The sequence below is a fragment of the Brevundimonas sp. genome, assembly GCF_035627055.1.
Classification (GTDB): Bacteria; Pseudomonadota; Alphaproteobacteria; order Caulobacterales; family Caulobacteraceae; genus Brevundimonas.
The window spans coordinates 44,394-65,898 of the sequence record NZ_DASPMM010000003.1 but is presented as its reverse complement, the minus strand read 5'-3'; the positions used below and the strand labels follow the sequence as shown (position 1 = coordinate 65,898).

The following is a 21,505-nucleotide window of genomic DNA, read 5'->3' as shown; positions in this document are numbered from 1 at the left end:
CCCCAGCCGATACCGCGCGCGCCGCCCGTGATCAGGACCCGCTTCATGGCTGGCACTGTAAGGCACTGATTTCAGGGGGGAAAGTGGTGGGTGCTGTAGGGATCGAACCGTGAGCCGCGTAAAAAAAGGTCCGGTGGACCGTTTTCGCGGCGAACGGTCCATAGCGACAGCGTATGGACGCTTGGGCGAGCGGCCCGGACAAGAAAGTGGTGGGTGATGTAGGGATCGAACCTACGACAAGCTGATTAAGAGTCAGCTGCTCTACCAACTGAGCTAATCACCCGGACCATTCGTCGGGCGCGGCCTCGCAAGGTCCGCGCCGTCTCGCGGCGTTCCGGTGTGGGACCGTCGCGAGGGGGCGTGACATAGAGGCAATGCCCCCCGCGTGCAAGGGGATTTGCGACGCCGTTCCGGTTTGTCGCAGGAGGCGCTAGGCTGACGGAATCGGCCGCCAGACCGGGCGGCGGGGGAGAGCGCCCATGGCCCGCCGGGATCTGTCCGGAGCCGTCGACTTCGCCGTGCTGGAGCGGATCACGGGCGGCGACGACGCGGTCAGCGAAGAGGTGCTGGGGCTGTTCGCCCAGCAGGCGGCGATGTGGTCGCCGATGCTGGATGTGCGCGAGGACGGCTGGCGCGACGGGGTGCACACCATCCGGGGCGCGGCGGCCGGGATCGGCGCCGGGCCGCTGGCGGAGGCCTGCGCGGCGGCCGAGGCGGCGGACAAGGCCGAGGCGCCGCCGCTGCTGGACCGGGTGCGGGATGCGCTGGACGTGGCGCTGGCGGACGTGGCCGCGTACCGGCACGAGCTGATGCTGAGAGGGCTGCGAGGGTCCTGAGAGCCCCTCCGCCGCTTCGCGGTCCCCCTCCCCGCAGGCGGGGAGGAGACAACAGTCTAGCCTCGCGTGCGGTCGAAGGTCTCGAACTCGTGGGCGATGCAGCGGTCGATCAGGGCGCGCCAGACGGGCTCGGCGATGGCGGGGGACAGGCCGGCGGCGTCGGCCGCGGCGAGCACCTTTGACACCACGTCCTCGATGCGGGCGTCGTCGTGGACGACGGAGCGGTCCGGCTTGATCCGGGCGGCGGCGTCCATGTAGCGCTGACGCTCGGCGAGCAGGACGACGAGGGCGCGATCGAGGGCGTCGACCCCGTGGCGGACCTCGGCCATCGAGCGGCAGGCTTCGGGGGCGACGCGGGCGTCGATGGCGACCGTGGTCGGATCTTTCAGGTCAACCGACAAAGGCGCGCTCCAGCACATAGTCGCCGGGTTCGGCGTTCGAACCCTCTTTCAGCCCATAGCTCTCGAGCAGTTCGCCGGCTTCCTTGATCATGGCCATGGAGCCGCACAGCATCACCCGGTCGGTGTTGGGCGAGAAGCCGGCGGGCAGGCCGAGATCGGCGAACAGGTCGCCCGAGCGGATGCGGTCGGTGATGCGGCCGGGGGTCTCGAAGCGCTCGCGCGTCACGGTGGGATAGTAGGTCAGCTGGGCCTTCGCCTCGTCGCCGATCAGGGGATCGTCGTGGATGCCCGAGGTGAAGAAGTCGCGGTAGCTGAGGTCGGCGACGTTGCGCACGGTGTGGCAGACGAAGACCTGGCCGAAGCGGCTGTAGGTGTCGGGGTCGCGGGCGACGCTGAGCCAGGGCGCGAGGCCGGTGCCGGTGCCGATCAGCCACAGGCGATCGCCGCCGGTCAGGGCGTCGAGGACGAGGGTGCCGGTCGGCTTCCTGCCCATCAGCACCGTGTCGCCGGGCTGGATCTTCTGCAGGCGGGAGGTCAGGGGGCCGTCGGCGACCTTGATGGAGAGGAACTCCAGCGCCTCGTCCCAGCTGGGGCTGGCGATGGAATAGGCGCGCAGGATCGGTTTGCCCGCCACTCCGTCTTTGGCGTCGCCGGGCAGGCCGAGCATGACGAACTCGCCGGAACGGAAGCGGAAATCCTCCGGGCGGCGGATGCGGAAGCTGAACAGCTGGTCGGTCCAGTGATGCACCCACAGCACTTCCAGCTCGTGGAAGGGCGAGGCCTTGGCGGGCGGGGCGGAGACGGCGACGTCGGTCATCGGGGGCTTATTAGGGGGCGGAGAGCGCAAGCGGAAGGGATGGGGTGTCGCGCATGGGGAACAAGGGGATGACGGCGGCGGAATTCGCCTTTAGCGTCCCGGCCATGCGCAACATTCTTCTCGCCTCCACCCTGTTTTTCGCGGCCCAGACGCCGTTCACCGCCGCGATGGCGCAAACTGCGGACCCCGCGATCCTGACGCCCGAGCGGGTGTTCTCCGATCCCGCCCTGGCCGGGCCGGTGGCCAAGGGGGTCAGCCTGTCGCCGGACGGCGAGCTGGTCGCCTTCCTGCGGTCGCGCGAGGACGACGTCGATGTGCAGGATCTGTGGGCGGCGCCGACCGGCGAGGGCGAGGCGTTCAAGCTGATCGACGCGCGGGCGCTGGTCCCGGATGCGGGCGAGCTGTCGGAGGCCGAAAAGGCGCGGCGCGAGCGGATGCGGATCAGCGCCCGCGGCGTGGTCGAGTATTCGTGGGACGAGCAGGGCCGCTACATCCTGGCGCCGCTGGAAGGCGACGTCTTCCTGGCCGAACGCGAGGGCGGGGCGGTGCGCCGGCTGACGGAGACGGAGGCCGACGAGATCGACGCCAAGGTGTCGCCGGACGGCAATTTCGTCTCGTGGGTGCGGGACCAGGACCTGGTCGTCTACGACCTGGCCAGCGGACGCGAGAGCGCGGTGACCACCGACGGCGAAGGGCTGATCACCTGGGCCACGGCCGAGTTCATCGCCCAGGAGGAGATGGACCGCGACACCGGCTACTGGTGGAGCCCGGACGAGCGCTACATCGCCCTGCAGCGCACCGACGAGTCGACGGTGGACGTCATCCCGCGGCTGGACATCACGGGCGGCGGCGCGACCGTAGTCGAGCAGCGCTACCCGCGCGCCGGCCGGCCCAATGCGGTGGTCGAACTGTATGTGCATGACCGCCAGAGCGGGCGGCGCACCAGGGTCGATCTGGGGACGAACACCGACATCTACCTGGCCCGGGTCAACTGGTCGGCGGACGGGCGGACGCTGTATGTGCAGCGCCAGTCGCGCGACCAGAAGACGCTGGACCTGCTGAGCGTCGATCCGGCCACGGGCGCCTCCAAGGTGATCGTGACGCAGCGCTCGGACGCCTGGGTGCCGCTGAGCCATGACTTCAAGGCGCTGGACGACGGCAATTTCATCTGGTCGTCGGAAGAGAGCGGCTGGAAGCACCTGTATCTGTACGACCGCGACGGGCGGCGCCTGCGCGCCATCACCAGCGGGGAATGGCCGGTCAAGTCGCTGAACGGGGTCAACCAGGAGACGGGCGACGTCTTCTTCACCGCCTCGATGCGTGACGGACGCGAGCTGCCGATCGAACAGCAGCTGTTCCGCACCAGCCTGCGCGAGGACATGCCGCCGGTGGCGGTGACGCCGGCGGGCGGCTGGTGGAGCGCCTCGGTGAACCGCACGGGCACGGCCTTCGTCGGCAACTATTCGGACCTGAACACGCCATCGCAGTCGGGGCTGTATCGGGCCGACGGCACCTTCATCCGCTGGATCGAGGAGAACCGACTGGACGAGGATCATCCCTATTTCCCGTATGCGTCGCGGCGCGGCGAGGTGACCTTCGGCACGCTGGATAGCCACGGCGAGACGCTGGTCTGGCAGATGACCACGCCGCCGGGCTTCGACCCCTCCAGGACCTACCCCGTGATCATGCAGGTCTATGGCGGACCGTCGGGCGGCGGGGTCAAGAAGAGCTGGCAGTCGGCCACCAATCAACTGTTGACTGAGGCGGGCTACATCGTCTTCCGACTGGACAACCGGGGCGAGGGCGACCGCTCGGCGGCGTTCAAACAGGCCCTGTATCTGAAAATGGGCCAGCCTGAGGTCGAGGATCAGGTTCTCGGCATCAACTATCTGAGATCGCTGCCGTTCGTGGAGGACGACCGGATCGCCGCCATGGGCTGGAGCTACGGCGGCTTCATGACCCTGCACATGCTGACAGAGCCGAAGATGAACCTGGCCGCCGCCGCCGTCGGCGCGCCGGTGACCGACTGGAGCCTGTACGACACCCACTACACCGAGCGCTTCATGTCGACGCCAGAAGCCAACCCCGAAGGCTACGCCGCCTCGGACGCCGTGCCGCAGCTGGACCAGCTGACCGGGCGGATGCTGCTGATGCACGGCATGGCCGACGACAACGTCATCCTCGAGAACTCGACCCGGGTCATCGACGCGATGGAGGCGGCCTCGCACCCGTTCGAACTGATGCTCTACCCCGGTCAGCGCCACGGCGTGCGGGGCAACGAAAGGCAGCTGCACCAATGGCGGATGTATCTGGACTTCCTCGACCGGACGATCGGGTCGCGGTCGCCCGCCGCGCAGGACTGATCGGCGGCGCTGTCCTTGCCCTGATTGCGGGGGCCGCAGCCTCCCCCGTCCTCGCGCAATCGGCAGGGCCCCCCGCGCCGGCGACCTGCCGGCTCGTGAGCCAGATGTCGCCGGCCGAACAGGCGGACATCCGGCGCCAGGCCGAGAACTCGGGGCGACCGATCCCGCCGGGCGCAGAGGTCGAGGTCTGCCGTGAGCCGATCAACGGCGGACACGGCATGTCGCTGGCCGAGATGCTCGGACCCGCCGACGCCCCGTACGCGAGTGTGATCCGCTGGGCCGAGGGCGCAACGGTCAGGGTCGAGGCCGGACCGGAGGCGCCGCTGCGTGGTCTTCCGATCCTGCTCAAGGACAATATTGAGACGGCGTTCATGCCGACCACGGCGGGGTCGCTGGCGCTGGTCGACAACGCGCCCGGCCGGGACGCGCCCCTGGTGACGCGGCTGCGCGAGGCCGGGGCCGTCATCCTCGGCAAGACCAATCTGTCCGAATGGGCCAACATCCGGTCGTCGGAGTCTATCAGCGGCTGGAGCGCGGTCGGGGGGCAGACGCGCAACCCCTACGACGCGGAGCGGACTCCGTGCGGGTCCTCGGCCGGCAGCGCGGTAGCCGTGGCCATCGGCCTGGCGCCGGCGGCGATCGGGACGGAGACGGACGGGTCGATCACCTGCCCGGCCTCGGTCAACGGCGTGGTCGGGTTCAAGCCGACGGTGGGACTGGTCAGCCGGACCCACATCATTCCGATCAGCCATTCGCAGGACACGGCCGGGCCGATCACGACCACGGTCGAGGACGCGGCCATCGTGCTGTCGGTGATCGCCGGTTCGGACCCGCTGGACCCGGCCACGGCCGAGGCGGATGCGCGCAAGGTCGACTACCGGGCGGCGCTCGACGCGAACTCGCTGCGGGGCGCCCGGATCGGCGTGCTGCGCTTCCTCGTGCCCAACTATTCGGCGGAGACGCGGGCGGTGTTCGAACAGAACCTGCAGGCGATGCGCGACGCGGGGGCGGTGCTGGTCGAGATCACAGAGCCCCCGGCGGACTTCCGCCAGATCGGCGGCTGGGAGCTGACCGTGCTGCTGACGGAGCTGAAGCACGATCTGAACCTGTACCTGGCCTCGACCGATCCGGCGCAGGTGAGAACGCGGACGCTGGCCGACGTGATCGCCTTCAACGCAGCCGAGCCGCGCGAGACCGTGCTGTTCGGACAGGACCTGTTCGAGCGGGCCCAAGCGACGGGCGGGCTGGACGACCCCGCCTATGTCGAGGCGCGCGAGCGGTCGTTCCGGGCGGCGGGGCCGGAAGGGATCGACAAGATGATGGCGGATCACGGCGTGATCGCCCTGACCGCGCCGACGACGTCGCGGGCCTGGACCAACGATCCGGACGACGACGACCGGTCGCAGGGCTCGGCCAGCCGGCTGGCGGCGGTGGCGGGCTATCCGCATCTGACCGTGCCGATGGGCTTTGACCGCGGCATGCCGGTGGGGATCAGCTTCATCGGCGGCAAATGGGATGACGCGAAGGTGCTGTCGCTGGGCTATGCCTTCGAACAGCGAACGCAGGCGCGGCGGGCGCCGGGGCTCTAGTATTTCAGCGGGGGAGACGGGGATGCGCTTCAACAGGATCGGGCTGACGGCCCTGACGGCGGCGGCCGCGCTCACGCTTGGCGGATGCATCAGCGTCGAGGTGACGGCCGACGAACGGACCGATTGGAGTCAGGCGGCCGCATCAGCCGCAGCCGCCGCTGATGCGGCCGCGCGCGCCGGGGGCGCTGACCTGTCTGATCGATGTTCAATATTGCCGCCCGGCGACGGCGGCATGCCCGGGCATGAGTCTTATGGTCCGGGGCTCTGCGCCTTCGATCAACTGACCACAAACGCCGTCATCCTCTGGGCCGATGACGCCACGGATGTCCGTTGGACCAGCGAACGGGGCATCGGCGGCATGCCGATCCTGCTGAAGGACAATATCGAGACGCGGGACATGCCGACCACGGCCGGGTCGCTGGCGCTGGCGGGCAACGCGCCCGGGCGGGATGCGCCGCTGGTGGCGCGGCTGCGCGAGGCGGGGGCGGTGATCCTCGGCAAGACCAATCTGTCGGAGTGGGCCAATATCCGCTCGTCGAACTCGACAAGCGGCTGGAGCGCCGTGGGCGGTCTGACGCGCAATCCGCACGCGCTGGATCGCAACGCCTGCGGCTCGTCCTCGGGCAGCGGGGCGGCGGTCGCGGCGGGGCTGACGCCAGCGGCGATCGGGACGGAGACCGACGGCTCGATCACCTGCCCGGCGGCGATCAACGGCATCGTCGGCTTCAAGCCCACCGTCGGGCTGGTCTCCCGCACCCACGTGGTGCCGATCAGCCATTCGCAGGACACGGCCGGGCCGATGACGCGGACGGTCGAGGACGCGGCCATGGTGCTGTCGGTCATTGCCGGGACCGACCCGCTGGACCCGGCCACGGCCGAGGCGGACGCCCACAAGGTCGACTATCGGGCGGCGCTGGACGCCGGATCGCTGAACGGCGCCCGCATCGGGGTGATGCGGTTCGCCGGCGGCTATACGGCCGAGACCCTGGCGGTGTTCGAACAGAACCTGCAGGTGCTGCGCGACGCCGGGGCCGTGCTGGTCGACATCACCGAGGCGCCGTCGGACGAGGGCGCCATGGGCTCGGCGGAGCTGGAGGTGCTGCTGTACGAACTGAAGCACGACCTGAACGCCTATCTGGCCTCGACCCGGCCGGATCAGGTGCGGACCCGGACCCTGGCCAACGTGATCGCCTTCAACGAAGCCGAGCCGCGCGAACTGGCCCTGTTCGGGCAGGAGCTGTTCATCCAGGCCCAGGCCAAGGGCGGACTGGACGAGGCGGCCTATGTCGAGGCGCGGGCGACCTCGCTGCGGCTGGCGGGCGCCGAGGGCATCGACAAGCTGATGCGCGAGCACGATCTCGTCGCCCTGGTGGGCCCGACGACGGGGCCGGCCTGGACCACCGACGTGGTCAACGGCGACCACTACGGCGGGGCGGTGTCGACCATGCCGGCCATCGCCGGCTATCCGCACCTGACCGTGCCGATGGGCTTCGTCAAAGGCCTGCCGGTCGGGATGAGCTTCATCGCCGGCCGGTGGGACGACGCCAGGGTGCTGTCGCTGGGCTACGCCTTCGAGCAGCTGACGCACGCCATCCGGGCGCCGGCGTTCGCGCCGACCGTGGACACGCTGGAGACGGTGGCGCCGCTGCTGGCGCCCGTACAGTAGCGGCAACCTTCAGCAGGGGTGGGGGTTAGGTCGCGGATGGAAAAGCTCTTTCTGCAGTTCGCCAACCACACCGCGCGGCTGGCGGGCAAGCCGTGGACCTTCCTGCTGTGCCTGCTTGTGGTGATCGTCTGGGCGGCGAGCGGGCCCGTCTTCGGGTTCAGCGCCGGCTGGCAGCTGGTCATCAACACCGGCACCACCATCGTCACCTTCCTGATGGTGTTCCTGATCCAGAACACCCAGAACCGAGACGGCGCGGCCATCCAGGCCAAGCTGGACGAACTGCTGCACGCGGTCAGCAAGGCGGACGAGCGGTTCGTCGGCATCGAGCGGCTGAGCGAGAAGGAACTCGATCTGATCCTGGCCCAGGTCGAGGCCCGGGCCGAGCGCGTCCGCAAGCAGGGCGGCCCGATCGTGGCCACCCGCGAGGAGGATGCGACGCGGAAGCGCGAGAGGGTGCGCAAGTCAGGGGGCGAGGGGGGAGCCGGCGTCCGGAAGGTGACGGTCACCCTGTCTCGCCGCGGGAAGGCCAAGGCTTGAGCGACCTCGCCGCCAATGTCGTGGGTTCGGCCGCGGCCCTGTGTTCGATCACCAGTTTCGCGCCGCAGATGGTCAAGATCTGGACGACGCGCGACGCCTCGGCCGTGTCGTTGCGGACCTATGCCCTGACCGTGACCTGTTTCGTGCTGTGGACGAGCTACGGCGTGATGACCGGGGCGTGGCCGATCATCGTCGCCAACGCCTGCGCCCTGGTGATGTCGGCGGGCGTGCTGGCGATGAAGTGGAAATTCCGCGACCGCTGAGGGTCAGCCGACCACGGCGGTGGTCTCGATCTCGATGCGGGCGGCGTCCTCGATCAGGCCCTTGACCTCGACCACGGCCATCGCGGGGTAGTGCGGGCCGATCCGCTCGCGCCAGACGGCGCCGATGTCGCGCAGGGCGGACAGGTATTCGGCCTTGTCGACGACATACCAGGTCATGCGGACGATGTGCTCGGGGCCCGCGCCGGCCTCGGCGAGGACGGCGAGGGTGTTGTCGAGGGTCTGGCGAAACTGGGCGGCGAAGCCTGAGGGGAAGCGGCCCTCCACGTCCCAGCCGATCTGGCCGGCGATGAAGACCATGCGACCGGAGGCCTCGACACCGTTGGAATAGCCCTTGGGCCGGGGCCAGCCTTCGGGCAGCAGGACGCGGTTCATGGCTGGACCTCCAGGAAGGGGGCGATGCGGGCGCGCAGGCGTTCGGGCCAGGGCTCGGGCTTTAGCGACGCGCCGACATGGACGATGGTCTGGGTGGCTTCGAAACGCAGCTCGCCGCCGGAGGTGATGCGATGGCGCAGGCCGCAGGAAGCGCCGCCGAGTCTCGTCACCGTCAGCGAGAAGGTGAGGTCGTCCTCGAGGCGGGAGGGGGCGATGAAGCGGGCCTCGACGGCGGCGGTGGGGACGCTGGCGTGGCGCTCCAGATGCAGTTCGCGGAAGGAGGCGCCGAGCGGGCCGGCGAACCAGTCCTCGACCACGCCGTTCAGCATCTCGAAATAGCGCGGGAAGAAGACGATGCCGGCGGCGTCGCAGTCGGCGAAGCGCACGCGGCGGGTGGTGGTGAAGGTCTGGCCGGTCATGCGTCCGCCTTGAGGCGGAAGCGCTGCAGCTTGCCGGTCTGCGTCTTGGGCAGGGCGTCCACGAAGTCGAGCGCTCGGGGATATTTGTAGGGGGCGATGACGGATTTGACGTGGGTCTGCAGGTCGCAGCGGAGCGCGTCGGAGGCCTCGTGGTCGGGGTTCAGGACGACGAAGGCCTTGACGATCTGGCCGCGCTCCTCGTCCGGGGCGCCAATGACGGCGGCCTCGGCGACGGCGGGGTGGCGCAGCAGGGCGTCCTCCACCTCGGGCGCGCCGATGTTGTAGCCGGACGAGATGATCATGTCGTCGGCGCGGGCCACGAACCAGAAATAGCCGTCGTGGTCGAGGCGGTAGACATCGCCGGTCAGGTTCCAGCCGTCCCGGACGTAGGCGGACTGGCGGTCGTCATCGAGATAGCGGCAGCCGGTCGGGCCGCGCACGGCGAGGCGGCCGGTCTCGCCGGGGGGCAGGGGATGGCCGTCGCCGTCGATGATGCGGGCTTCGTAGCCGGGCACGGCCTTGCCGGTGGAGCCGGGGCGGATGGCGTCGCCGCCGGCGGAGATGAAGATGTGGATCATCTCGGTCGAGCCGATGCCGTCGACGATGCGCACGCCGGTCGCCTCATGCCAGGCGTCGGAGGTGGCGGCGGGCAGGGCCTCGCCGGCCGAGACGCAGGTGCGGAGGGACGACAGGTCGTGCTGGTCCGCCAGCCTGAGCAGGGCGCGGTAGCCGGTCGGGGCGGTGAAGAGAGCCGTGGCTTTGCAGCGCGCGATGGTCTCGGCGAGGGCGTCGAACCCGGGCTTCGGGGGGAAGGCGGTCGCGGCGCCGGCGGACGCGGGGAAGACGACGAGGCCTCCCAAGCCGAAGGTGAAGGCGATGGGCGGGGTGCCGACGACGATGTCGCCGGGCGCGAGGTCGAGGGTGTGGCGGGCGAAGGTGTCGGCCATCGCGAGGATGTCGCGATGGAAGTGGACGCAGCCCTTGGGCTTGCCCGTGGTGCCGGAGGTGAAGGCGATCAGGGCCGGGTCGTCCGCGGCCGTGTCCACCGCGTCGAAGCGGCTTCCGGGCGGCAGGCTCTGGGCCGCGCGCTGCAGCTCGGACGAGGTCATGACGTCGGTGAGGGCGGGCGCGTCGGCGCGGGCCTCGGTCACGGCGTCGGCGAGGATGTCGTAGACGAGGGCGTGGCTGATCTGCGCCTTGCCGATGACGGTGGCCAGTTCGGCGGCGCGCAGCATCGGCATGGTGGCGCAGACGACGCCGCCGGCCTTGAGGATGGCGAACCAGGCCAGCACCGTCCACGAGCAGTTGGGGCCGTGCAGCAGGACGCGGGCGCCGGGGACGAGGCCCATCTGCTCGACCAGCACCTTCGCCATCCTGTCCGAGATGAGGTCGACGCGGCTCCAGCTGAATTCGTGGTCGTGGTCGATCAGGGCGCGCCCGTCGGGGCCGGCGGCGGCGAGGGCGCGACGGAGAAGCTCGACGCCGGCGTTGAGGCGGTCGGGATAGGCGAGCGCGGGGAGGTTGAAGACGAACTCCGGCTGCTGCTCCGGCGGGGGCAGGTGGTCGAGGACGAAACGGTCGATGTGGGCGCTGTTCCCCATCAGAGGCCCCCCTGCATCGCGCCGAGCGCCTGGCGGGCGATGACGATCTTCTGCACTTCGGACGCCCCTTCGTAGATGCGCAGGGCGCGGATCTCGCGGTAGAGGCGCTCGACCGGATTGCCCGAGACGACGCCGAGGCCGCCGAAGATCTGCACCGCCGCGTCGATCACCGCCTGGGCCTCGTCCGTGGCGTAGAGTTTGGCCATCGCCGCCTCGCGAGTGACGCGCGGCGCCCCCTGATCCTTCAGCCAGGCGGCGCGGTAGATGAGCAGGGCCGAGGCGTCGATCTTCAGCGCCATGTCGGCCAGCGAGGCCTGCACCAGCTGCAGGTCGCTCATCGGGGCGCCGAACAGGCTGCGCGATGTGGCGCGGCCGGCGGCCTCGTCGAAGGCGCGGCGCGAGAAGCCGAGGGCGGCGGCGGCGACGGTGGAGCGGAACACGTCCAGGGTGGCCATGGCGATGCGGAAGCCGTCGCCGGGGGCGCCGAGGATCCGGTCGGCGTCGATGCGGCAGTTGTTGAAGCGGATGGTGGCCAGCGGGTGCGGGGCCATCAGCGGGATGCGCTCGACGATCTCGAAGCCGGGCGCAGCGGCGTCGACGACGAAGGCGCCGAGACCCTTGGCGCCGCCCTCGCCAGTGCGGGCAAAGACGACACAGCGGTCGGCGAGGCCGCCGTTGGAGATGAAGGTCTTGGTCCCGTCGAGGACCCAGCCGTCGCCGTCGCGGCGGGCGGTGGTGGACAGGGCGGCGACGTCGGAGCCGGCTTCGGGCTCGGACAGGGCGAAGGCGGCGATGGTTTCGCCTGCCGCGACGCCGGGCAGCCAGCGGGCCTTCTGATCGTCGGTCCCGAACAGGCTGATCGGGCCGGAGCCGAGGCCCTGCATGGCGAAGACGAAGTCGGCGAGGCCGGAGCGGCGGGCGAGGGTCTCGCGCGTCAGGCACAGGGTGCGGACGTCGAGCTTGCCGGCGGCGTCGGGGATGGCGTTGTTGAGCCAGCCGCCCTCGGCCAGCGCCTTCAGGATGGTGCGGCAGTCGCCGTCGAGGTCGTGGTCTCCGTGCAGGTTGACCGCATCCGTCTGGTCCGCCCACGCCTCCAGATCAGCGGCGAAGGCGCGGTGGCGGTCATCGAAGAAGGGCCAGTCGAGGAAGGTGCGGTCCGCCATGGTTCAGTTCCCCTCGAACACCGGCTCGCGCTTGGCGGCGAAGGCCTCGTAGGCGCGGCGGAAATCCCCGGTCTGCATGCAGATGGCCTGGGCCTGGGCCTCGGCCTCGATGGCGGCGTCGAGGCTCATGTCCCATTCGACGTTGAGCTGGTTCTTGGTGATCCCGTGGGCGAAGGTCGGGCCCTTGGCCAGGGAGACGGCCAATTCGCGGGCGGCGTCCAGCAGGGCGTCGGGTTCGACGAGACGATTGTGGAAGCCCCAGCGCTCGCCCTCGTCCGCGGTCATGACCCGGCCGGTGAACAGCAGCTCCGAGGCGCGGCCCTGGCCGATCTGGCGGGGCAGGATGGCGCAGGCGCCCATGTCGCAGCCGGCTAGGCCGACGCGGGTGAACAGGAAGGCGGTCTTGGTCCGCGGCGTGGCGAGGCGCAGGTCCGAGGCCATGGCCATGATGGCGCCGGCGCCGACGCAGACGCCGTCCAGTGCGGCGATGACCGGCTGCGGGCAGCCGCGCATGGCCTTGACCAGATCGCCGGTCATGCGGGTGAAGTCGAGCAGCTCCGGCATGGCCATTTCGGTCAGCGGGCCGATGATCTCGTGCACGTCGCCGCCCGAGGAGAAGTTGCCGCCGGCGCCGGTGACGACGACCACCTTGCAGTCGCGGGCGTGGACGAGGGCGCGGAACAGGTCGCGCATCTCGGCGTAGGACTCGAAGGTCAGCGGGTTCTTCCGCTCGGGGCGGTTGAGGGTCAGCAGGGCCACCCCGTCGTCGTCGACGGACCACAGGAAATGTCGGGCCTTGTAGTCGCGCGCCTTCATCGGTTCGGCTCCTCGTGGATGGCGGACCGGAGCGACCGCTTGGTCTGCTCCAGCAGGCGGATCAGGTCGTCGGTCTCGGTCCCGGTCAGGCCGGTCAGCAGGGTTTCGATCCAGTGTTCGTGGGCCGTCGCCATGGCGGCGAAGCGGGTGCGGCCGAGGGCGGTCAGGCGCACGCGCTGGACCCGGCGGTCGGCGCCCGGCAGATGTTCGATCAGGCCGTCAGCCTTGAGGCGTTGGGAAAGGCCGGTGACGTTGCCGTTGGACACCATCAGCATGCGCGAGACCTCGCCCATGGTCAGGCCCGCGTCGCCGGCGCGATCCAGCGCCGACAGCATGTCGAAGCGGGGCAGGGTGGAGCCGAATTCGTCGCGCAGGCGCTGGCCGATGGTCTGTTCGATGGTGTGGGCGCAGGTCAGCAGCCGCAGCCACAGGCGCAGCGAGCGCTTGCCGTCGGGGGCGCCGCCGAGCCGGTCCGGCAGGGCGGCGGCGGGGGTCACAGTTCGCCTCCGGCGACGGGGACGGCGGCTCCGTTGATGCCCGAGGCGCCGTCGCCGCACAGCCAGACGATGGTCTGGGCCACCTCGTCCGGGGTGATCAACCGCCCCTGCGGATTGGAAGCGGCAAGGGCGGCGCGGGCCTCGTCCTCGCTGCGGCCGGTCTTCGCGACGATGGAGGCGACCGACCTGGCGACCAGTTCGGTTTCGGTGAAGCCGGGGCAGACGGCGTTGACGGTGACGCCTTTCGAGGCGACCTCCATCGCCAGCGCCCGGGTTAGGCCGACGAGGCCGTGCTTGGCGGCGACGTAGGCGGAGACATAGGCGTAGCCCTTCAGCCCCGCGGTCGAGGCGACATTGACGATCCGGCCCCAGCGGCGGGTCAGCATGCCGGGCAGGACCAGCCGCGCCGCCTCGGCCGGGGCTTCGAGGTTCAGGGCCAACATGGCGCGCAGGGCGTCGGCGTCGGTCTTGAGGAAGGGGACGGAGGACGCGGCGCCGGCGTTGTTGATCAGGATGTCCACCGGGCCAAAGCGATCACGCCCGGCCTCGATGGCGGCGGCCAGCATATCAGGGTCGGTGACGTCGGCGGGGGCGGCGAAGGCGAGGTCGCCGATGCGGTCGGCGCCCTCCTGCAGACGGCCGATGTGGCGGCCGATCAGGGTGACCTGGCAGCCGGCCTCGGCCAGACGCTCGGCCGCAGCCCGGCCGATGCCGGAACCGGCGCCCGTGACCGCCGCGTGATGTCCGGTCAGGCTCATACCGGCCCCGCCTGCTGCTGCTTTTCAAGGTTTCGCGCCAGCTGGGCGAAGCCCTGCCGGTACTGCACCGGCGGCTGGATTCCCCGCCAGCCGAGCTCGGCGGCGGCGCGCAGGCTCCAGTTGGGATCGGCCAGATGCGGGCGGGCGAGGGCGCACAGGTCGGCGCGGCCGGCGGCGAGGATGCTGTTGACGTGGTCGGTCTCGTAGATGTTGCCGACCGCCATGGTGGCGACGCCCGCCTCGTTGCGGATGCGGTCGCTGAGCGGGGTCTGGAACATGCGGCCGTAGACCGGCTTGCCATCCGGCGTGGTCTGGCCGGCCGAAACGTCGATCAGGTCGCAGCCGGCGTCGGCGAAGGCGCGGGCGATGGAGACGGACTCCTCGGGCGTGAGCCCCTCCTCGCACCAGTCCGTGGCGGAGAGGCGGACCGACATCGGCTTCTCGTCGGGCCAGGCGGCGCGCATGGCGGCGAAGACCTCGAGCGGGAAGCGCAGCCGGTTCTCCAGTGAGCCGCCGTAATCGTCGGTGCGGCGGTTCGAAACCGGCGTCAGGAAGGACGACAGCAGATAACCGTGGGCGCAGTGCAGCTCGACCATGTCAAAGCCTGCCTCGTCGGCCCAGCTCGTGGCCCGCACGAAGTCGTCGCGGACGCGGTCCATGTCGGCGCGCGTCATCTCGCGCGGGACCTGATCCGCGTCGGACCACGGGAGGGAGGAGGGTGCGATGAGATCCCAGCCGTCTTGAATCAATGGTTGATCCGCGCGCGGGCCCCACGGCCGTTCGACCGAGCCCTTGCGGCCGGCGTGGGCCAGCTGGAGAGCGATGCGCGATCCCTGGGCGTGGACGAAATCGACGATCCGTTTCCAGGCGTCGCGGTGCTCGGGCCGGTACATGCCGGCGCAACCCGGCGTGATCCGGGCGTCGGCGGAGACGTCGGTCATCTCGGTGAAGACGAGGCCCGCCCCGCCCAGCGCCCGGCCGCCGAGATGGACGAGGTGGAAGTCGTTCACCACGCCGTCCTCGGCCGAATACATGCACATCGGCGAGACCACGACGCGGTTGGGGATGGTCAGGCCGCGCAGGCGCAGGGGCGCGAACATCGGCGGCGGGGGCGTGTCCGAGGGCGGCGCGCCGGCGGTATCCGCGAACCAGCGCTCGACCCCGGTCAGGAAGGCAAGGTCGCGCAGACGCAGGTTCTCGTGGCTGACGCGCTGGCTGCGGGTCAGCAGACTGTAGGCGAATTGCAACGGATCGAGACTGACGTAGCGATCGACGGTCTCGAACCATTCGGTCGAGTTGCGGGCGGCGCTCTGCAGCTTCAGCACCTCGACGCGGCGGTCGGCCTCATAGGCGGCGAGGGCGGCGTCCAGGTCGCCGCCGTCGGTGAGAGCCTGCGCCAGGCGGATGGCGTCCTCGAAGGCCAGCTTGGTGCCCGAGCCGATGGAGAAATGCGCCGTGTGGGCGGCGTCGCCGAGCAGCACCACCTTGCCGTCGCGCCAGTTCGAACAAGCCACGCGCGGGAAGTTCAGCCAGGCGGAGCCGCGCAGGTGTTTCGCATTGCTCATCAGGGCGTGGCCGCCGAGCCAGTCGGCGAACAGCATTTCGGCCGCGCGGCAGGTCTGGTCCTGGTCCATGGCGTCGAAACCGAGGCCGCGCCAGGTCGCCTCGGAGCACTCGACGATGAAGGTCGAGGCGCCTTCCTCGAAACGGTAGGCGTGGGCCCAGATCCAGCCGTGCGGCGTCTCGACGAAGGCGAAGGTGAAGGCGTCGAAGGCCTGATGCGTGCCCAGCCAGATGTATTTGTTGGTCCGCACGTCGATGTCGACGCCGAACACCTCGGGGCTGTCGTTGCGGGTGCGGCTGTTCAGGCCGTCGGCGGCGACGACGAGGTCCGCGTCAAGCGAACAGATGTCCTTGACCTCGCTCTCGAAGCGCAGGTCGACGCCGAGCGAGCGGGCGCGATCCTGCAGGATGTTGAGCAGGCGGCGGCGGCCGATGCCGGCGAAGCCGTGGCCGCCCGATCGGATGGTGTGGCCGTGGATGTGGACGTCGATGTCGTCCCAATGGACGAAGGCGGCCTCGATGACCGCCGCCGTCTCGGGATCGTTCGCCTTCAGATTGGCCAGCGTCTGGTCCGAGAAGACGACGCCCCAGCCGAAGGTGTCGTCGGGCCGGTTGCGTTCGTGCACGACCACGTCGAGCGACGGGTTCCGCAGTTTCAGCGATGTGGCGAGGTACAGTCCGCCGGGACCGGCCCCGACGATGGCGATGCGTTCGACGGCCGATCGCGCTGACATATTTTAGGTATGAAATGAATTCGGTCGCGAGTCCAGCCGGGCCCGCTGACCGTCGAGATCAGTCGCAGGACGGGGTGGGCGCCGGCAGGACCGGGGAGGCAAGGCCGGTGTTCCAGTTCCAGGCCAGGTCGCCGCTGGCGCGGCGGCGGCACATGGCGCGCTCGTGCAGGGCGAACATGCCCGGCATCAGCCCCGCGGAGGGGACGGGCGCGTCCGCGAACAGCATATAGGCGCCGTCCTCCGCCCAGGGCGCCCAGTCCGGCGCTGAGGCGGCTTGGGGCCGCCCGGTCCGGGCGAAGCTGGTCCAGTAGTCGACCATGGCTTCCGAAAGACCGAGCTCGGCCGGCGCTTGAGGAACCCGCGGCCAGCGCGGCGGGGTGCGCTGGAGATTGCCGAACATGTAGGGCAGTTCGCTGGCGTGGAAGGCGTGCAGGCCCGCCTCGTCCGCCGCCGGGTAGCCGTGGTCGAACAGATAGAGGAAGGCGGGCTGGCCCGCCGCTGTCTGGGACCGGACCAGGCGCTCGGAGGTCCAGCCGTAAAGCGCGTCGCGCGTGGTCGCCAGGATGCTCTCGCCCAGGTCCGACGACGGATAGAGCCGCAGGAAATCGTCGGCCAGGTCGCCGTAGCGTTCGCGGATGACCCGCTCGTAATCGGCGGCGCTGGCCGGGACCGCCGGGGCGAGCATGCGCAGCGAACGGATCTCCCCGCTGTTGAAACCGGCGAGTATGGGAACCGGCGCCTGCTTGCCGCGATCGAAGACGTCGACCAGCTGGCCGGGCAGGACCACGCCATCGACGGCGGCGAAGGGCGCGAAGCCGGAACGGGCCGCCTGGTCGGTCAACGTCTGCGGGTCCATGCCGCGCATGACGCGCAGGCTGGGGGCCTGGAGCCGGAGGGCGAGCGCCGCGCCGGCGCTCTCGGCCGAGGGCGCGCCGAAGCGCGCCGCCTTCAGCTCCGGCGTCGAAATCATGTAGGCGCTTTGCGCGATCGCCTTGTCGAACAGGCCGCGGGCGAGGGGCGACGCCATCAGATAGATGACGCTGAGGCCGCCGGCGGATTCGCCCGCGATGGTCACGTTGTCCGGATCGCCGCCGAAGGCCTCGATGTTCTGACGCACCCACTGGAGCGCCGCGATCTGGTCCATCAGCCCGTAGTTGCCCGAGAGGCCGGCCGGAGACTCGGCGCTGAGCTCGGGGTGGGCGAGGTAGCCCAGCACGCCGAGGCGGTAGTTGATCGAGACGACGACCACGCCCTCCTGCGCCAGCCGGGCCCCGTCGTACAGGCGTTCCTTGCTGGAGCCGGCCACCAGCGAGCCGCCATGGATCCAGACGATCACCGGGGCCTTGCCCTCCGTCGCGGACGTCCAGACGTTGAGGGTCAGGCAGTCCTCGCTGGTGGCGCCCAGATCGTCCGAATAGAGGTGCGGCGCGCCCGGCGTGGGCTGGATGCAGGCCGGGCCGTAGGCGCCGGCGTCCTTCACCCCGGACCAGGGCTCGGCCGGCAGCGGCGGCCGCCAGCGGTTCTGGCCGGTCGGCGACGCGGCGTAGGGGATGCCCCTGAAGGTCAGGATGTCGCCCTCGGCGCGGCCGCGGACGGCTCCCGCGGGGGCGCTGACGGTCAGCGGGTCGGGAGGCGCGGACGAGGCGCTGGCCGGCGACAAGGCCGCGCAGGCCATCAACCCGCCGGCGAGACAGCCGGCGAAGGCGACGCGGGCCGCCCGGGCGACGTGTCCGTTCATTGCAGGCCTCCGGCTCTCGAGGTGTCACGGCCCAGCAGGCGGGCCAGCCACAGGAACAGGCAGACCGCGGCTACATAGATCGGGGTCAGGGTGTAGAGCGCCAGCTGCAGCGAGTGCTCCGGATTGGTGGCGCGGAAGAAGTCGCTGGCGGCGCCGACATAGGTCGGGCCGACTCCCATGCCGATGAAATTCATCACCAGCAGCAGGAGGGCCCCGGACATGACCCTCTGGTTCGGCTTCACCTCTTCCTGCACCAGCGCCACCGACGAGGAGAGGTAGAAATAGTTGAGGAAGGTCGGGGCGGCGAGCAGGGCCAGGGCCAGCGGCCACGACGGAGCCCAGACGAAGGCGATGTAGAAGGGCAGGGCCAGGGCCAGCGACATCGCGGGCAGCAGGGCGTAGGCCTTCTTGGACCGCCGCGTGAACCGGTCGATCAGCCAGCCCGAGGCGAAGATGCCGCCGCCCATGCCGATGAAGACCACCAGGGCGTACCACAGCGCCACGTCGTTCAGGGTCATGCCCTTCTCGCGCATCAGGAACAGGACGGCGAAATTGCCCAGGCCGTAGGTGATGATCTGGGTCACGCCGCTGGCGAAGGCCGCCAGCACCAGCGTCGGCCGCGAGAAGAACATGCGCACCGTGCCCCAGAAGGGCGCCCGCTCGGGCGGCGGGGCGCCGATCGCCTGGTCCAGCCCGCCGCGCGCCGGCTCCCGGACCAGCAGGGGCGTCGCGACGGCCACGAGCAGCCCGACCACGCCGATGGCCACGAAGGCGTCGCGCCAGCTGAAGGCCGCGGCGATCGAGGCCCCGAACGCGATGCCCAGCGCCGCCCCGACGGGCGGTCCGAGGTTGTAGATGCCCAGCGCCATGCCGCGGCGTCCGGGCGGGAAATAGTCGGTGACGATGGCGTAGGACGGCGGCACGCCGCCCGCCTCGCCGAAGCCGACGGTCATCCGCGACACGGCCAGCTGGCCGAAATTGCGCGACAGGCCGCAGGCCATGGTGGCCGCGCTCCAGATGCCGCAGGCGATCGACACCACCATCACCCGGTTGGTGCGGTCGGCCAGCCAGCCGACCGGGATGGCGATGAAGCAGTAGAAGAACGCGAAATACAGCCCGCCCAGCAAGCCCAACTGGCCGTCGGTGATGTGCAGGGCGTCCTGGATCGGCTTGGCCAGGATCGACAGCAGCTGCCGGTCGAGGAAATTCAGCACATAGATGAACCACAGGACGCCGAGGGCGACCCAGGCGCTGCGCCCGACCGGCGGCCTGGCGGCGGACGGCGGGGCTCCGGAGGCGATGGGCGTCGAGCTCATGATCGTTTCCTCGGTGAACCGGGCTGGGGCCCGGCTATCGTTCTGGGTGGGTCAGCGCCCGGTAGACGAAGGTGCGGGCGGTCTTGCGGAAGACGTCGCTGACCGGATCGGCGATGCGCTGGATCATGCCGACGGCGACGATGTCGTGGGTGGGATCGATCCAGAACCAGGTGCCGCCCCCGCCGCCCCAGCTGAGCGTGCCGCGGCCTTCGCAGACGCCCAGCGCTTCGGGATCGCGCACGATCGAGAAGCCGAGGCCGAAGCCGAAGGCCGGGCTGAAGGGCAGCAGCCGCAGGGGATTGGTCCGGGCCAGGACCGCCTCCGGAATGGCGTTGGTCGCCATCAGCTCGACGGTCTCCGGCGCGAGGATGCGGACGCCGTCCAGTTCGCCGCGGTTCAGGATCATCTGGGCGAAGCGGGCGTAGTCGGTCGCGCTCGACACCAGGCCCCCGCCGCCGTCCTCGAAGGGAGGCGGCGCCGCCGCGTCGTGGATCGGCACATTGAAGATGTGGGTGGCCGGTTCCAGTCCGCCGCGACCATCGTCGGCGTAGATGCCCGCAAGCCGGTGGGCATTGTCCGGCCGGGTCTGGAATCCGGTATCGGCCATCCCGAGCGGTTCGAATATGCGGCTCTGCAGGAAGGCGCCGAAGCTCTGGCCGGACAGCCGCTCGACGACCAGCCCCTGCAGGCCGGCGGCGACGGAGTAGAACCAGTCCGTGCCCGGCTGGAACATCAGCGGGACGCCGGCGGCGCGGCGCGCCAGGTCTTCGAGGCTGGTCGCGGTCATGACGGCCCGCTCGCGATAGGCCGTCTCGACCGGATGGTTGTCGAACAGGCCGTAGCCGAGGCCGGCCGTGTGGCTCATCAGCTCCCGCAGGGTGGGTGGGCGGGCGGCGTCCTCGACCTGCAGTCCGCCGTCGGCGTCCAGGCCGGAGAAGACCTTCTGCCCGTCGAATTCCGGCAGGAATTTCGTGATCGGGTCGTCGAGGCGCCAGCGGCCCTCCTCGAACAGGATCATCATGGCCACGGCCGTGACCGGCTTGGTCATGGAATAGATGCGGAAGAGGGTGTCGGCGGCCAGCGGCGCCGCGTCCCCGAGCCGGGCCTTGCCGAAGGTCCGGAAGTCGACGACCTGACCGCGCCGCATCAGCAGCGTCGAGGCCCCCGCCACCTGGCCGGTGGCCGCCATGTTCGCCATCCAGGCGGCCATGTCGTCGAGACGGCCCGCGTCGAAGCCGGCGGCTGCGGCGTCGGGCGCCAGCGGAAGGCCGGCGACGTCAGCCATCCGGGGCCGTCTTTCGTCGTTCCGCCGCCCGGCTCTCGCACATGCCGATGAAGCCATGGGCCATGAAATTGGCCATGCGGGCCTTGATGGCCTCGAAGTCGTCGGAGCGGCACAGGCCGCCGGAGAGGTGGTCGATCCGGCCCGTCCGCGCCAGGCTGAGGGTCAGGGCGCCGGTGACGAAGTGATAGCCCCAGAAGATGTCCTCCTCGGAGCAGTCCGGCATGGCCTGCCTGAGCAGGCCGATCAGGCGCAGCACGACGGGGTCGTAGAGCCGGTCCATGACCTCGGCGCCCCAGGCCGGGGTGTTGTTGACCTGGGCGCTGAGGGCCCCGAAATAGCGCCAGCCCTCGCCGCCCGTCGAATAGGTGTCGAGATCGGTGTCGAGGAAGGCCCGCAGCGCGCCCTCGACCGTCGGCTTGCCTTTCACCGACGCCTCATAGGCGTCCAGCGCGTCCATCCGCCGACCGCTGGTGATCGGCGCGCGCCGCGCCATCACCTTGTCGAAGACGTCCTGCTTGTCCTCGAAATAGTAGTGCACCAGCGACTTGTGGACCCCGACCTTGTCGGCGATGTCCTTGACCGTCACCCCGTGCAGACCGTGTTTGGAGAACAGCTCCTCGGCCGCGTCGAGAATCTGCTCGAGGCTTTCGGCGCGTTGCTCGGCCTTGCGGCGCGGGGTGCGGACGGGTTTCGACATGACCTGAACCTCAAGACGGTCCGGCGCGTCCTGAACCCGGGGCGCCGACTCGA

20 protein-coding genes and 1 tRNA gene are annotated in these 21,505 nt (G+C 70.3%); 6 read left to right on the top strand and 15 right to left on the bottom strand.

Features of this window, described 5'->3' with window-relative positions; translation table 11 throughout:
• Window positions 1-207: 207 nt before the first annotated feature.
• Window positions 208-283 (bottom strand) — tRNA-Lys (locus VEA98_RS01175).
• Between the two features lie 196 nt (window positions 284-479).
• On the opposite strand from VEA98_RS01175, the gene VEA98_RS01170 reads away from it, so the two are divergent.
• Window positions 480-836 carry an Hpt domain-containing protein gene (locus VEA98_RS01170; RefSeq protein ID WP_324810293.1) on the top strand — a complete coding sequence of 119 codons (357 nt, stop codon included), beginning with the start codon at window positions 480-482 and terminating at the stop codon, window positions 834-836.
• 56 nt (window positions 837-892) lie between these two features.
• Here the strand turns inward: VEA98_RS01170 and VEA98_RS01165 are convergent, their stop codons facing one another.
• A complete protein-coding gene (locus VEA98_RS01165) occupies window positions 893-1,255 on the bottom strand; it encodes a chorismate mutase (RefSeq protein WP_324810291.1) in 363 nt (120 codons plus the stop codon).
• A complete protein-coding gene (locus VEA98_RS01160) occupies window positions 1,227-2,054 on the bottom strand; it encodes a ferredoxin--NADP reductase (RefSeq protein ID WP_324810288.1) in 828 nt (275 codons plus the stop codon). Before VEA98_RS01160 ends, VEA98_RS01165 begins: the two co-directional genes overlap by 29 nt.
• Before the next feature lie 104 nt (window positions 2,055-2,158).
• Here VEA98_RS01160 and VEA98_RS01155 point away from each other — a divergent pair, with 104 nt between their 5' ends.
• The 5 genes from VEA98_RS01155 to VEA98_RS01135 all read left to right on the top strand — a co-directional run bounded on the left by VEA98_RS01155 (window position 2,159) and on the right by VEA98_RS01135 (window position 8,472).
• Complete coding sequence (locus tag VEA98_RS01155; RefSeq protein WP_324810286.1) at window positions 2,159-4,417, top strand: S9 family peptidase; 2,259 nt, start codon at window positions 2,159-2,161, stop codon at window positions 4,415-4,417.
• 104 nt (window positions 4,418-4,521) lie between these two features.
• Window positions 4,522-6,006 carry an amidase gene (locus tag VEA98_RS01150; protein WP_324810299.1) on the top strand — a complete coding sequence of 495 codons (1,485 nt, stop codon included), beginning with the start codon at window positions 4,522-4,524 and terminating at the stop codon, window positions 6,004-6,006.
• 232 nt (window positions 6,007-6,238) lie between these two features.
• Window positions 6,239-7,672, top strand: a complete 1,434-nt coding sequence (locus VEA98_RS01145) for an amidase (protein ID WP_414642122.1) — start codon at window positions 6,239-6,241, stop codon at window positions 7,670-7,672.
• A 36-nt stretch (window positions 7,673-7,708) separates the two neighbouring features.
• Window positions 7,709-8,209 (top strand): low affinity iron permease family protein, encoded by a 501-nt coding sequence (locus VEA98_RS01140; protein ID WP_324810282.1) that lies wholly within the window; start codon window positions 7,709-7,711, stop codon window positions 8,207-8,209.
• Window positions 8,206-8,472 (top strand): SemiSWEET family sugar transporter, encoded by a 267-nt coding sequence (locus VEA98_RS01135; RefSeq protein ID WP_324810280.1) that lies wholly within the window; start codon window positions 8,206-8,208, stop codon window positions 8,470-8,472. Before VEA98_RS01140 ends, VEA98_RS01135 begins: the two co-directional genes overlap by 4 nt.
• Before the next feature lie 3 nt (window positions 8,473-8,475).
• Here the strand turns inward: VEA98_RS01135 and VEA98_RS01130 are convergent, their stop codons facing one another.
• The 12 genes from VEA98_RS01130 to VEA98_RS01075 are packed head-to-tail and all read right to left on the bottom strand — an operon-like array spanning window position 8,476 to window position 21,452.
• On the bottom strand, window positions 8,476-8,865 hold the full coding sequence (locus VEA98_RS01130; RefSeq protein WP_324810278.1) for a RidA family protein: 390 nt from the start codon (window positions 8,863-8,865) through the stop codon (window positions 8,476-8,478).
• Window positions 8,862-9,284 carry a thioesterase family protein gene (locus tag VEA98_RS01125; RefSeq protein WP_324810276.1) on the bottom strand — a complete coding sequence of 141 codons (423 nt, stop codon included), beginning with the start codon at window positions 9,282-9,284 and terminating at the stop codon, window positions 8,862-8,864. The genes VEA98_RS01130 and VEA98_RS01125 overlap by 4 nt, the downstream gene beginning before the upstream one ends.
• Window positions 9,281-10,885 carry an AMP-binding protein gene (locus VEA98_RS01120; protein WP_324810274.1) on the bottom strand — a complete coding sequence of 535 codons (1,605 nt, stop codon included), beginning with the start codon at window positions 10,883-10,885 and terminating at the stop codon, window positions 9,281-9,283. The genes VEA98_RS01125 and VEA98_RS01120 overlap by 4 nt, the downstream gene beginning before the upstream one ends.
• Complete coding sequence (locus tag VEA98_RS01115) at window positions 10,885-12,048, bottom strand: acyl-CoA dehydrogenase family protein (protein ID WP_324810272.1); 1,164 nt, start codon at window positions 12,046-12,048, stop codon at window positions 10,885-10,887. Before VEA98_RS01115 ends, VEA98_RS01120 begins: the two co-directional genes overlap by 1 nt.
• Before the next feature lie 3 nt (window positions 12,049-12,051).
• Window positions 12,052-12,864 (bottom strand): enoyl-CoA hydratase family protein, encoded by an 813-nt coding sequence (locus tag VEA98_RS01110; RefSeq protein WP_324810270.1) that lies wholly within the window; start codon window positions 12,862-12,864, stop codon window positions 12,052-12,054.
• Window positions 12,861-13,361, bottom strand: a complete 501-nt coding sequence (locus VEA98_RS01105) for a MarR family winged helix-turn-helix transcriptional regulator (protein WP_324810267.1) — start codon at window positions 13,359-13,361, stop codon at window positions 12,861-12,863. The genes VEA98_RS01110 and VEA98_RS01105 overlap by 4 nt, the downstream gene beginning before the upstream one ends.
• The gene (locus tag VEA98_RS01100; RefSeq protein WP_324810264.1) at window positions 13,358-14,119 is read right to left on the bottom strand and encodes an SDR family oxidoreductase; all 762 of its coding nucleotides are present in this window, start codon (window positions 14,117-14,119) and stop codon (window positions 13,358-13,360) included. The genes VEA98_RS01105 and VEA98_RS01100 overlap by 4 nt, the downstream gene beginning before the upstream one ends.
• Window positions 14,116-16,416: a bifunctional salicylyl-CoA 5-hydroxylase/oxidoreductase gene (locus VEA98_RS01095; protein WP_324810262.1), complete on the bottom strand. Its 2,301-nt coding sequence runs from the start codon at window positions 16,414-16,416 to the stop codon at window positions 14,116-14,118. Before VEA98_RS01095 ends, VEA98_RS01100 begins: the two co-directional genes overlap by 4 nt.
• A gap of 58 nt (window positions 16,417-16,474) precedes the next feature.
• Complete coding sequence (locus VEA98_RS01090) at window positions 16,475-18,154, bottom strand: carboxylesterase/lipase family protein (protein WP_324810261.1); 1,680 nt, start codon at window positions 18,152-18,154, stop codon at window positions 16,475-16,477.
• Complete coding sequence (locus tag VEA98_RS01085; protein ID WP_324810259.1) at window positions 18,151-19,470, bottom strand: MFS transporter; 1,320 nt, start codon at window positions 19,468-19,470, stop codon at window positions 18,151-18,153. The genes VEA98_RS01090 and VEA98_RS01085 overlap by 4 nt, the downstream gene beginning before the upstream one ends.
• A gap of 34 nt (window positions 19,471-19,504) precedes the next feature.
• On the bottom strand, window positions 19,505-20,755 hold the full coding sequence (locus VEA98_RS01080) for a serine hydrolase domain-containing protein (RefSeq protein WP_324810256.1): 1,251 nt from the start codon (window positions 20,753-20,755) through the stop codon (window positions 19,505-19,507).
• Window positions 20,748-21,452, bottom strand: a complete 705-nt coding sequence (locus VEA98_RS01075; RefSeq protein WP_324810297.1) for a TetR/AcrR family transcriptional regulator — start codon at window positions 21,450-21,452, stop codon at window positions 20,748-20,750. The genes VEA98_RS01080 and VEA98_RS01075 overlap by 8 nt, the downstream gene beginning before the upstream one ends.
• Window positions 21,453-21,505 lie beyond the last annotated feature (53 nt).